The sequence below is a fragment of the Paenibacillus sp. J22R232 genome (assembly GCF_056269165.1).
Window position 1 is genome coordinate 273,979 of record NZ_JBWDNK010000002.1, and the last position, 12,297, is coordinate 286,275.

Consider the following 12,297-nt stretch of genomic DNA (forward strand, 5'->3'; position numbering starts at 1 on the left):
AAAATTTCCATTCGTGAAATCAGTAAGCTGCTTACGGAGCTTACTGATTTTTACACAGTATACCTACAATTCGGATGATCAGTTAACATCACGGCTTGTGCTGCAAACGGGTGAGAAAGAGGAGTTTCTATATAGCAAAAACGGTCAATTATTTGCAGAAATAAATGATAAGGTTATCGATCGCTACAGCTATACGAATAATGGATACTTGTCTAATCAAACTCGAAATGGCAAACCGTATACGTCCTATCAATATGATCTTGATGGAAATATTACTGCTATTACGGATGCTTACCAATCTACAACTGGCTATGCTTACGATGCTTATGGACGATTATCTAAAGTCAAAGATAATGGAATCGATGTCGCAAGCTATGAATATAACCCGAATGAATCCATTGCTAAGATTAAGCATACGAATGGTATTCAATTGTCTCTGCAATATGATCATGATGGGCAAATTACGGGGGTCATTGGTAAGAATGGCCAAGGGAATATTCTAGAGCAGCATTCATACTCCTATGATAAGAACGGGAATGTATTGACTGATAATGAGAATGGAGAGATTACGTCTTATTCCTATGACAAGCTGCAGCAGCTAGTAAAGGTTCAGAATCCTGATAACAATATTGAGTCCTACCAACATGATCCTGCAGGAAATCGGACAGTTCAAACCTCCAATGGTGTGTCAACATCATATACCTATGACGTTAATAACCGCTTAACGGGTTTTGTGTCAGGAGAGGGGTCAACTAGCTTTTCGTATGATGGAAACGGCAATATGCTACAAGAAATAGGCGTGCAAAGTACGAATCAGTATACGTACAATGGGTTTAATCAGCTCGTTACGTCCGACATGGGTAACGGTGATTGGATGAGTTACACCTATGATCCTGCCGGAGCCAGAATGAGTATTTCCGAAAGTGGCATTCAAATGGATTTTGTCTATGATAACAGTGAAGTGAAACAAGTTATCGCCGAAACGAGCGGTAATGGGAATAAGTTGGCTAGTTATATAAGAGGATATGATCTGGTAGCGACTAAAGATCCGCAAAATCGTTGGTACAGCTACATGAACAATGTTCATGGCGATATTACTAAACTTGTGGATGCTGCAGGATATGTCGTTAATCAATATTCTTATGACGCATTTGGTAATACAACTCAGGATAAGACGCAAGTTCGTAACCGATTTATGTACGCAGGCGAGCAATATGATTCTACTACTGAGGACTATTATTTGCGTGCTAGATACTATTCTCTGGAAATCGGCCGCTTTACGCAAGAAGACACCTATCGCGGTGATGGCTTGAATTTGTATGCTTATGTACAAAACAACCCAGTTAATTTCGTTGATCCAACGGGCTATATGAAATGGTGCCAATTCGATGACCTAGCCGCTGGAATTGCAAAATCGGTAGGGAATAGCATTAAAGATATGTTTGACTTTAATACTTACCTGGGCATGGGTCAATTAGCACTATCGGTTATTAATGGTAAAATAACGATAGGGCAGCTTGCATCTGGAGTAGCGCAGTCCGCATTAGAGCCATACAAGTATGTGTTCAATAATATTAAGTATATTTTCACAAAAAAACCAACAGATGCTGAAGTTAAGAAGTTTGGTGTGAAGCTCGGAGACATTTTGCAATCTGTTGCAGTACCAGGACCGGGCGGGGCATTAGCGACGGTATTGAAATTTGCTCCTAAGTTAAAAAAACTGATGAAGAAATTGGAGAAAGTATCTTGTAATTGCTTTACAGCGGGTACTAAGGTTATGACAGACGAAGGGGGAAAACCTATCGAGGATATCGAGGTAGGGGACAAGGTTCTCGCTAAGTCTGACGAAACCGGAGAAGTGGCATATAAAGAGGTCGTGGGGCTGTTCCAAAAACAAGCTGACGAAATCTATAAGGTTCACGTCGGTGATGAAGTTATAGAAGCTACTGCTGAACATCCATTTTGGCTTGATAGCAAAGGATGGACGTTCGTCAAAGACCTGAAAGTTGGCGATTTGCTTGTTTCAAGTGACGGTACTAAACTGGCAATAGATAAGATTGAAAAAGAGCCACGTGAAGCAACTGTTTATAATTTTGAGGTTGCGGATTTCCATTCTTATTTTGTGTCCAATCTTGGTGTTTGGGTGCATAATTGTGCTGTTAAGGGTGCGGGTAATTCCGTGTGGCAACCAACAGCGAAGAATGCTGATTTATGGAATAAGGGAAAATTAAAAGCACATTTTGACAAACATGGTAGTACGGAGTTTGGAGCAAAATCATCTAAAGAATACTCTGATATGGCTTATGAATTTGGTACTAGAAATTCTGATAGTATTGTACAGACGACTACGAATGGATATGTATATAGATATGAGCCATCCACTCAATCTATATTTGTTGGAACAGAGAAAGGAGGTAAAATTAAATCATTTTATAAATGGGATGGTCGTCCTGATGATATGGTGATTCAGACATTAAAAGAACAGGGGCTAATAAGATGAATAATATAACTAGAGAAAATGCGTTTAAAATAATTGAATCAGTACGTAACATAATAGGAAAAGAGATAGATTTATCCGAGTATTTGGAAGAAGAAACGTCAATCATTAATAAGGAACAAAATGAGGTAGAAATCGATTTTCAAGGTGTTAGTAATGGTTTTTTAGCAGAAATAGTTCATGCTATTTCTGGATATCAAGTAGAAGTCATTGGTGAGGTAGAAGAGTTATATTCTTGTCCTTGTTGTGGGTTTAAAACTTTAACCGAACTTTATGGTGCGTTTGAAGGAGCAGGTTATGATATTTGCCCATATTGCAAGTGGGAAGATGATGGAACTTCGGACATAAATTCTTATAGGTCTATTAATAAAGGGAGCATAGTAGACTATCGCAATGAACTTCGCATAAACTCCAATAAGTACTATACAAACAAATGGCTAGATGGGAAAGTTTAATGTTTATCTAGCAGATGCTTCAAAGTAACCTTTTGCATGTGGAAATACAACTATTAGTTAAATTATTATTGGTGGAGGCTAACCAGTGTCGAATGAACCTATCATTCAACCAATAACACATATAATCCATGTAGTACCCGTATGAAGATTTCTCCATTTCGATTGTACGCACATTAATTACTTTAATTTTATAACCTAAATATCACTATTCCGTTACGTAAAACAGGTTGATTATGGTCAGATACCACCATAATTGACCTGTTTTTTGTTATCTTCTTTTTCTCACGTTTTTTCAATATGTCTCGCAACTGTAGAATAAAAGGGTGAGAAGGTCAGAAGTCGCATCTTCTTATATGGATAGCACGACAATTAATAGTAGGGGCGGCAAACTTGAAGCATTTTGATTCTGACCGCAACTGAACCGGCCTTTACAGCGATTGTTACATTGTAAGAAAGAAATCTGCTGACGAGTAGTTGACAAATACAGGTAAGGATGCGTTTCAGGCTAGCCGCCTTCCTGACTTCATAGCCGCCGTGTGGCAGTGTAATCAAATACGCAGAAGGCAGGGATTTATATGACAACAAGGACTACTGATTTCGTTTTGATTCAAAACCGCCATGCGGCTAACGAGTACATGGACAAGGTAAGTCAAGAAAGCGAGTTCACGTCTCTTCACAAGGGATTTACCAAAGTACCACATAAAATCCATCGTTGTTACGGCTTAAGCCAGTACGAGAAGTTGATACTGGTTGACCTTATCGCTTATATGAGCGACAAGGCTCAGTGTTACCCGACCCATGAGATGATTGCCCGAAATGTCGGGAGTAGTTCCAAGACGATAGAACGCCACATCAAGGAGTTGGCTGATAAGAAGCTGATTCTTGTCAGTCAGGGAAAGAACAAAACCTACTACTTGCCGAACTATCTTCACTGCCATCCGTTATTGGTGATAAGCGAGAAAACGCATGAGTTTATTGGCAGTGTTCGAAAGCAGGTTAATGAAAGGAAAATGACTTTGTGGGTTCAGGAAGTCATCAAGAGTGAGGAGTACAAGGCATTTATCGCTCAACTTCAAAAACTCAATGTACGACGACTGCCATTTGAGAAGTTTGCCGAAAAGGAAATACTGGACAGCTATGTTCAATTCCTGAGAATCGAGTTTGGCAAGCGATTTCCGCCCGATGAGAACGGACAATAATGACGAGTCTGTTCTCTCATCAGACTCTCTGTCCTGACAACCGCCATACAGTCTGTTGATGGCTAGAAAACAGTGGCTGTAGACAAAGTGTCCACGGATTTGACGCAGAGTCGGTTATGCAAGACTGAGAGTCTGAAAGGCAGACATAAAGTCTGTTGCCAACCGTCAGAGAGTCTCACTAATAATAATCATTAACAATACTCAATAAAGAAGAATCAAGCTAAGAATCACATGAAAAAGAAACAGCAGACACGCCGTTGGCGGTCTGCGATTTCGGGGGATTCTTGTTTCTTAGAGGGGATTGGTGAGATGGCGAATAACTCTTTACATGAATGCAGAGATTCTAATGTCGCCGTGGGCGGTATGCTTGCTCAATCAATTTCTATCAGTTCTTCAATTCTGACGTTGGGTGTTTTACAAACGAGTTCCAATGTCTCTAAGTAAACCCTGTCAACATTGTCAGAACAAAGATGGTTGATTGTGCTTGCTAGTAACCCTGTTAATCTTGCCAGTTCCCGTTGAGATATTCCTTTCTGCTCTAACAACTGGCGCAACTTCACTCGAATTGCCATGCTTAGGTCAGGGTCTGTCAAAAAATTTGTTTAGACTCTTTTTAAAGGAAGCCCCCGAGAGAGCTATTCCTCTTAGCGTAAAAGGTGTCCGACTTGATCTGCGAAGAAAACAAAGAGATGGAGAAGCATCTGACTCCAGTTCTGGAGCCAACCTGTCCACTTGCGAATGACGCCCATGGTGGAGAAATAAAGCATTTTGAGAAGTACTTCGTCGGATGGGAAGATGCTTTTCCTTATGTTACTTTCAGAAGCTGACGATGGTAGAGAAGTACTCAAATACCTCGCATATGTATTTGTGAGAAGCAACATAGCTATCCCTGTTGACAGACCTTTGAAATAGTTTTTGATAAGCTTTTTTAAATCAATTTAAAATACTCATATCAAATCATATGCATAAATTGTAATGTTTTGAGCAATGGAAGGCCTTGATTATACCCTGGCACGCAAGTGGATGCAGAGTGTATTGAAGCCGGTTTGCATGGCGACAGGTGTCGAAAGTGACAACAAGAGAAAAAGCAGAACATGTCATCGAAATATATAAGGAAAAATCAGGATTTCAGGAATCTGTGGATGGATTTCATATTGATAAATACGAATTGGATCATAATAATTGGCAAGAAGGCTTTATAACAACCAGCACGTAACCACACAGCAAATAATCAATCAAAAGCAAAATGCAAGTTAATTGATTTAAACTTGTGAAGCAGATATTCAGCTACTTTAACGACGTTTAGATAGCAAACAAAGCCCCGAAATCTTTCTCTAATCGAGAGAGAAGATTTCGAGGCTTTGCTTATTAATCGCTTCAATGCCTATAAACCTACTGAATAAAAACGACGCCTTGCGCGGCTAGTTTCCCATGGAGCTGCGGAATGGAAATGTCAGCCACAGGCACATTGTCGGCGATGGCAAGAGAGGCGGCAACGCCAGCTGCTTGACCGAGCGCATAGCAGGTAGCCTGCACGCGCATGGAAGACATCGCAACGTGAGTGGCGGATATACTGCGCCCAGCGACAATCAAGCCTTCTACATGCTGTGGAAGCATGCAGCGGTAAGGGATGTCATAACCCTCCAGCTTCCGCTCATCCGTGTTCGCTCCGCCGGTTGGATTGTGAATATCGATTTCATAGTTGGTTTGTGCGACTACATCCTCGAAGCGGCGTCCGCTGGTCAGATCGTCCTCTGTCAGCGTGTAGCGGCCTTCAATCTGGTTGGTCTCGCGCACGCCTATCTGGCCAGGCACATGGGACAAAATATGGTTCGGATGGTTGGTCCGCTGCAAGTAGTTGGCGACGGAGAACACCTGCCGCAGCGCCTCCTTTTCCGCAAAGTTAACATCCTCGATCTTTGCGCCATTTCCTCTAACCCTGGTCATGTTCACGAGCAGCGTGCCATCTCCCATGCCGCCCCAATATAAATGACGCCCCTGCGGCAGTTCCTCGATGGATTCATATTTGTAGCAATCCTCCGGCAAGTAAGGCGTTACGGGCTTGCCCGTATCCTGCATCATGAACATCAATGTCATCGGCTGCGTGAGGCCGTCCTCGCTGCGTCCCGAGTGGGTCGGCACGCCTGCTTCGGCGGCAACTCTCGCATCGCCCGTGCAGTCAATGACGACGCTTCCTTCGAAGGCGCGGAGTCCTTCGCGCGTATTGGCGATGACGCCGGTAACCTTGCTGCCTGACATCATCACTGACACGAAGCTGGTGTGGTAATAGACGTCAACGCCCTCTTTCTCCAGCTTCTGATTCAAATAATGACGCAGTTCAAAAGGCGAGTATTGCGGCCAAATCGATTCATGATGGGAGCTCGGAAGCGCGGCTGGCAGAAATTCCGCGATCATTTCGCGGTAAATTCCCGTTACATTGCCTACGCCCATGAAGACGCTCACATTACCAAGCGTGCCCATGCCTCCTAGTTGGCCGGAATGCTCCAGCAGAATCGTTTTGCATCCGCTGCGGGCAGCGCTTATTGCGGCTGCCGTTCCGGCGGGACCTCCTCCAACGACAATAACATCGACTGAGGCGTGTACGGGAACGATGCGCTGCATCGTAATTTCCTTGTTTGACATGCTGATTATCCCCTCTCGATTGGGCGCTGATGACGCTTAATGCATCTCTGGCCGCTTGCATTTGCTTTCAGTGTAGGAGAAAATGGCACTATTTTATAGTTTCATTTTTGTTACAATTAAGATAACTAAACGCGCTAGGGGGCTCTTCCATGCCGAGAAAAAAAACCGTCACTTTACATACGATTGCCGATGAGCTGGGCTTGACGATCCATACGGTTTCAAAAGCGCTCCGTGGTTTGCCGGGCATGTCCGAGTCGACGCGCAAAGCGGTCGCGGATTGTGCGCGCAAGCATGGTTACCGCACGAAGGAGCAGGAATCGGGCATGTTCGCGGAGCGTATAGCCTGGGCGAACACGAATCCGCGGCGCTTTGCGATGCTGCTGATCGGGGATTCGCTGTTTCATCGGATGCAGCTGGAAGGCGTGCAGCTTCGGATGAACGAGCTCGGACACTCCTTATATCCGCTGCTGGTACCAGCCGCATTGACGAATGAAGCGGAACTCGCGGAATGGCTGGAGCAGAACGGTTTGTTTTTTGCAGATGGTCTGTTTCTAACCGCCGCCATACCGGAGTGGATGGAAACGGCGCTCTTAAAGCTGAACATCCCCAAGGTGCTGTTGAATTATCCTTCCGATCTGGCAGAGGTAGACAGCGTGATCTGGGATGTGGAATACGCGACTCATCGGACGATGGACGAGCTATACCGCTGCGGTCATCGCCGAATTCTATACGTGGGAGAAATTGAGCCTCAGCGCGGCTTTCGGTTAAGATGGCAAGCTTTCGAAGCAGCAGCAGACAGGCTGGGGCTGACGGGCTTGGCCGATCCGGTTAACCATATCACCATTTCCACGGCGGATCGCGCCGCGTGGATGTCTTTGCTGCGCGATCGGTTGAGCTCCGGCCAATATACGGCTGTTATTGGCGCAATTCCAGGCGTGGCCGAATGGATTTATGTCGCTGCAGCCTTTCTTCAGTTACAGATTCCTGAGGATTTGTCGCTTGTAGGGATGGAGAACGAGGAGAATACTTATTTTCCAGGGATGACAAGACCTCTCTTGCTTGTAAGGGAGGCTGGAGAACGCGCAGCCGAGCTGATGCTGCGACGTATCGCGAACCCGTTGCTGCCTTATGAGCAGGTTAGGCTCAGAGGATCCTTTTATAAGGGGCATACCCTTCTTGACATCCATTCCTGAGTTCATAACGATCCCGATACGCTAGCATTCTCGGGCTATGTGCTGTCCAGCCAGGTAGAGAGGGGCTTGGCTTAGCAGGAGAAAAGCCGTATAGTGATAGGAGAACCGCCATCATTGAAATAGCTTGCTTTCCGAATAATAAGGAGGAATATAAGATGAAGACGTATGAGTCCGAGGTTATCGAAAAAGAAGAGATCAAGCTGGTTGGTTTCACTATAACGGAAAGCTTAAACCATGTGCTCGACTCGAAAATCGTAGAAGCGCTGCGCAGAGACCTAGAGAAACGAAGTGCTGAAATTGAAAATAGGGTAGGAACAGGGATATATTTGAATCAAATCTATCCTCATGAAGGCGAATGGACGCCGGATGTACCGTTCCAGCACGTAATCGGAGTAGCAGTGAGCGCACCCGATAGCTTGCCAAGCGGTATGACAAGCCACACCATAACAGCCGGCCGATACATCAAAATCGTACATAAGGGCCCAGAATCACAGATTGGCGCTACGTATGAATATATAAACAACAGCTTCGGGACTAGACCCATTGATCTTGAATATTGGCAGGATATAAACGATTTGGACAGCGAAGAGAGCCGAATCGATATTTACATACCAGCACCATAAAAGGATACTTTTCCTCCGCGGCATATATCGATTCTTCAAAAGATGTAGTCCGGCTCATAACATGCAACGATCCAAAAAGGAGGAGCTGCCGCGGCAGCTTCTCCTTTTCCGGTTATGTATGGAATCGCAGTTGGAGGCGTAAGGATTGATCCAACCGGCAATCTCGCTTATACTTTTCAGAAGCTTAAGCTGCGGCTAAACGGTTGCAATACTGCGTTTTATATTAACAAACGGATAATTACATAGGAGGCATATCCATGAGTCAACGCTATCGCATTACTAGATCATTGCAGGAAACGAGCGGTTCGCCGCTCACGATATCATTGGAGGAATGCAAACAGTATTTTGCTTCGAAAGCTGACTTTGAGTATTCATCGGTTTTCACGGTGAAAGGCGAAACTACGATGTCCATTAATGGCGAATTTTTCATGTGGAGCTACGGCGATGCCAAGATCCCGTTCAGGCATTATGACGGAGATATATACGTTTCCGGCACGAACGAGGCTGTCATTCCTAAGCTGATGGAGATCGCAGGCGAGCTAAAGGCAGACGTATTGGAAGGGTAAGCTTCGTTAGCGTATAGCGTTATTTTCAAATAAGGGGAGGAAGAGCCATGCAATTCGTATTGATTTATGGGCCGCAAGCCGTCGGTAAAATGACAGTCGGGTATGAATTAGCCAGCAAAACAGAATTGAAATTGTTTCATAATCACATGACGCTGGAGATGCTCAACCCGATTTTTGGGTTTAGCGCAGAGACATGGAGACTCTCCTCTCTTTTTCGTTTTGAAATATTCGAAGCGGTAGCGAAGAGCGAAATGCAAGGGTTGATATTTACCTATGTGTGGGCGTTTGACCAGCAAGAGGATTGGGATTTTGTTAACGAAACATGCCGTATTTTTGAATCGAACGGTGCCGACGTTTATTTTGTTGAGCTGACAGCGACCCTTGAAGAAAGGCTTGAACGCAACAAAACCCCGCATAGACTCGAGCAAAAGCCATCAAAGCGCAACGTTGAGCATTCAGAAAAAGAATTAAAAGCATCCATGGATAAATATCGGTTGAATTCTCTGGAAGGTGAGATAACTAGAGAGCATTATCTGAGAATCGATAATACAAACTTGACGCCAAGCGAAGTAGCCCAGTTTATAAAAGACGCGTTTAAGCTATAAAAGAGGATCGAAGCATCGTTTAGGAGCAGATTTGCCGCGGCAGCTGCTCCTTCTTTGCATGTTCACGCAGGATTAGGACGCTTTAGAGAGAAACCGCAGAGCGAGCGCTGAAACAAAGCCGAAGGCTATCATTCCTGCTATCCCCATAATGACCCCGATCCAAGTGTTCAATCCCATACCAAGCCCAATAAGCAAAGGAGCTATGACTGCGGATGCTAGGCTATAGGTGCTCCAGCCGCGCTCGGATTGATTGGCAAACCGGCGGGCAAATACGAGACATGCCGCTATAAGGCAAAGAAAAGCCGTGAAAAAAGCAGCCGAATGCAAAGATGCGCCTACGCTCATCGCTGTTGGCATACCCTCAGGCGCACCGGGGGGAAAGGATAGGCCGGGGTCTGGACGGAAAAACCCGGCTGCCGTCATGCCAAGCCCGTATATTCCAATAAGCAACGGTCCCCATATGCTACCTTTTCCGCCTTTAAGACTATCTCGCAGGGCAAAGGCCGTTAATAAGGCAAGCAATCCGGTCACGATGAAGTTTGCGCTCTGTATCCACCCCAATTCACCTAATGTTAACGTGCTGATCGCATGGCGCCTAATATCAAAGCCCGTTCGCGTAAAGGCTTGAGCTATGGCGATGAAGTAGAAAAACGGTGCTGAAACGGCTCCTCCGAGCAGAAATAGATTATTTAGGCTGATTTTATTTGTTTTAACTAAAGATTGCTGCATATAGATTCTTCCTTCCCAATTTCATTTTTTGTATGACGGGCTTATCCATTCCCGAGAAAGAAGGAGGCAAGCTCTTTGGAGATGAGTTTGGCTTGAAGCTTTTTGGTGTGACCGAGGCCTTTTTTGCTTTGCAGCCTCGCATTAGGGAGGGCGACAGCAAGTGCTTGCGCTGCATGGCGCAGGGAAGCCGGGCTTTCTATGCCTTCGAGCACGAGAGTCGGTATCGTAACGCTTCTCCATAAGCTAGATGGCAATGCCTTTCCGGCCATGAATCCATCGAGCAAAGCGGCATCATAGGGAAGCGTATGCGCGACGGCCATAAGATTGGACCAGACACCTGGCATCATGCGCATCATGCTCACAACGAATGAAGGTGCGCCCATACCCTTGGTCATGAAATATTTGATCGTTTCAGCCCGCTCGTTAGCGCGAGTAAGCTCATTCACACGTTGAACAAAATTTTCCGGCGGTTTGGGGTCTGCAGCATCGACGATGAACGGTGGCTCATGAAGAGCTAGCTTTGTTATGCTGGCTCCTCTTGCTGCTGCTTGGAGGGCAAGCACTGCCCCGGATGATAGACCCCACACGTATGCCGAGCCCCCAGCTGCATCGATCATGGCTTGAAGATCTTCATATTCACGTTCAACCGCATAAGGCTGCGTATCGCTGCTATCCCCGCGGCCGCGCCGGTCATAGTTGTAAACGGTGAACTGCCCGGACAGCAGCTTAGCCAGCTGCACCTGTCCAGGGAATTTTCTGTAGCTGAACGCTCCCGCCACGAGAATGAGCGCCGGGCCTTGTCCTGTTTTGTCATAGGCAATCGTCGTACCGTCTTTTGATATAAGGGTGTGCATCATTGTTCTCCTTTGCTGTTGTGACAGCGTGTATTGGTGTTATTTCATGTGAGTAAATCTTAGAATGGATTTGGTCGAGCAGCGATAACGGCATACTCATGTTTCGTTGATCTTATATAGACGACGAACGGCCGATCATCTAATCGACACACCCGTTCCGTTTATTTTAAATTATTTTTAGGGAAGGCAAAATCATTCGTTATCTTGCTGTTTTATTCAAGCGGCGCCATTTGGGGTTTCCGTATTTGGTATAGTAGAGGAACGCATATTATGCTAGAAGTATCGTACAGGGAGGCGAAACGATATGCCGACGGCCACAACGAAATATTTTGAATATGGACAAACGGAAATCGACTATCTGTCTGGTGCAGACCCTGTGCTGGGCGAAGCTATTCGGCGTCTTGGCAGGATCGAACGCGTTACGATGCCCGATCTGTTCACTGCGCTCATCCATGCTATTGTCGGACAGCTTATTTCGGCGAAGGCGGCACATACGATTTGGGAGCGGATGCGGGATCGGCTTGGTCCGATAACGCCGGCGAGCATAGCCGGGCAGCGGACCGAAACGATTCAAAGCTGCGGCATGACGATGAAAAAGGCGGCGTGCATAACCGATATCGCGCAGGCGATTTCGACGGGCGCATTCTCATTGGAGGAGCTGCGGGAGCTCGCGGATGCCGAGGTGATCCAGAGACTGATGACGCTAAAGGGCATTGGCAGATGGACGGCAGAGATGCTGCTGATCCACGCGATGGAGCGGGGCGATATTGTCAGCTGGGGAGATATCGCGATACGGCGGGGCATGATGAAATTGTATGGGCTTCCGTCCCTGACCAAAGAGCAGTTCGATGCTTACCGCCAGTGCTATTCACCGTATGGATCGGTGGCATCCATCTATTTGTGGAGATTATCCTTTGAATAAAGACAAGGAGT

12 protein-coding genes and 2 pseudogenes are annotated in these 12,297 nt (G+C 45.7%); 9 read left to right on the forward strand and 5 right to left on the reverse strand.

Going from position 1 to position 12,297, the window contains the following annotated elements:
* Nucleotides 1–97 precede the first annotated feature (97 nt).
* The 3 genes and pseudogenes from AC0YN3_RS07530 (at nt 98) to AC0YN3_RS07540 (ending at nt 4,151) form a co-directional block, all read left to right on the forward strand.
* Nucleotides 98–2,500 (forward strand): polymorphic toxin-type HINT domain-containing protein, encoded by a 2,403-nt coding sequence (locus AC0YN3_RS07530; RefSeq protein WP_475774502.1) that lies wholly within the window; start codon nt 98–100, stop codon nt 2,498–2,500.
* A gap of 206 nt (nt 2,501–2,706) precedes the next feature.
* Nucleotides 2,707–2,829 (forward strand): annotated as a pseudogene (locus tag AC0YN3_RS07535) (CPCC family cysteine-rich protein); the annotation flags it as partial.
* A gap of 698 nt (nt 2,830–3,527) precedes the next feature.
* Entirely contained in the window at nt 3,528–4,151 is a 624-nt protein-coding gene (locus AC0YN3_RS07540; protein ID WP_475774503.1) for a helix-turn-helix domain-containing protein, read from the forward strand.
* 371 nt (nt 4,152–4,522) lie between these two features.
* Here the strand turns inward: AC0YN3_RS07540 and AC0YN3_RS07545 are convergent, their stop codons facing one another.
* Together AC0YN3_RS07545 and AC0YN3_RS07550 are read right to left on the reverse strand one after the other, a co-directional pair.
* A complete protein-coding gene (locus AC0YN3_RS07545; RefSeq protein ID WP_475775097.1) occupies nt 4,523–4,723 on the reverse strand; it encodes a helix-turn-helix domain-containing protein in 201 nt (66 codons plus the stop codon).
* A 72-nt stretch (nt 4,724–4,795) separates the two neighbouring features.
* Nucleotides 4,796–4,986 (reverse strand): annotated as a pseudogene (locus AC0YN3_RS07550) (IS256 family transposase); the annotation flags it as partial.
* Between the two features lie 234 nt (nt 4,987–5,220).
* Here AC0YN3_RS07550 and AC0YN3_RS07555 point away from each other — a divergent pair.
* Entirely contained in the window at nt 5,221–5,367 is a 147-nt protein-coding gene (locus AC0YN3_RS07555) for a DUF7336 domain-containing protein (protein ID WP_475774504.1), read from the forward strand.
* Between the two features lie 176 nt (nt 5,368–5,543).
* Here the strand turns inward: AC0YN3_RS07555 and AC0YN3_RS07560 are convergent, their stop codons facing one another.
* Nucleotides 5,544–6,794, reverse strand: coding sequence for an FAD-dependent oxidoreductase (locus AC0YN3_RS07560; RefSeq protein WP_475774505.1), 1,251 nt, complete (start codon nt 6,792–6,794; stop codon nt 5,544–5,546).
* 149 nt (nt 6,795–6,943) lie between these two features.
* Here AC0YN3_RS07560 and AC0YN3_RS07565 point away from each other — a divergent pair, with 149 nt between their 5' ends.
* The 4 genes from AC0YN3_RS07565 to AC0YN3_RS07580 all read left to right on the forward strand — a co-directional run bounded on the left by AC0YN3_RS07565 (nt 6,944) and on the right by AC0YN3_RS07580 (nt 9,781).
* On the forward strand, nt 6,944–7,987 hold the full coding sequence (locus AC0YN3_RS07565; RefSeq protein WP_475774506.1) for a LacI family DNA-binding transcriptional regulator: 1,044 nt from the start codon (nt 6,944–6,946) through the stop codon (nt 7,985–7,987).
* A gap of 155 nt (nt 7,988–8,142) precedes the next feature.
* Nucleotides 8,143–8,610 (forward strand): GyrI-like domain-containing protein, encoded by a 468-nt coding sequence (locus AC0YN3_RS07570; RefSeq protein WP_475774507.1) that lies wholly within the window; start codon nt 8,143–8,145, stop codon nt 8,608–8,610.
* A 257-nt stretch (nt 8,611–8,867) separates the two neighbouring features.
* Nucleotides 8,868–9,176, forward strand: coding sequence for a hypothetical protein (locus AC0YN3_RS07575; protein WP_475774508.1), 309 nt, complete (start codon nt 8,868–8,870; stop codon nt 9,174–9,176).
* Nucleotides 9,177–9,223: 47 nt separating this feature from the next.
* Nucleotides 9,224–9,781: an AAA family ATPase gene (locus AC0YN3_RS07580; RefSeq protein WP_475774509.1), complete on the forward strand. Its 558-nt coding sequence runs from the start codon at nt 9,224–9,226 to the stop codon at nt 9,779–9,781.
* A gap of 72 nt (nt 9,782–9,853) precedes the next feature.
* Here the strand turns inward: AC0YN3_RS07580 and AC0YN3_RS07585 are convergent, their stop codons facing one another.
* The gene (locus tag AC0YN3_RS07585; protein WP_475774510.1) at nt 9,854–10,510 is read right to left on the reverse strand and encodes a DUF998 domain-containing protein; all 657 of its coding nucleotides are present in this window, start codon (nt 10,508–10,510) and stop codon (nt 9,854–9,856) included.
* Nucleotides 10,511–10,551: 41 nt separating this feature from the next.
* Nucleotides 10,552–11,364, reverse strand: a complete 813-nt coding sequence (locus AC0YN3_RS07590) for an alpha/beta fold hydrolase (protein WP_475775098.1) — start codon at nt 11,362–11,364, stop codon at nt 10,552–10,554.
* Between the two features lie 304 nt (nt 11,365–11,668).
* On the opposite strand from AC0YN3_RS07590, the gene AC0YN3_RS07595 reads away from it, so the two are divergent.
* The gene (locus tag AC0YN3_RS07595) at nt 11,669–12,286 is read left to right on the forward strand and encodes a DNA-3-methyladenine glycosylase family protein (protein ID WP_475774511.1); all 618 of its coding nucleotides are present in this window, start codon (nt 11,669–11,671) and stop codon (nt 12,284–12,286) included.
* Nucleotides 12,287–12,297: the final 11 nt, after the last annotated feature.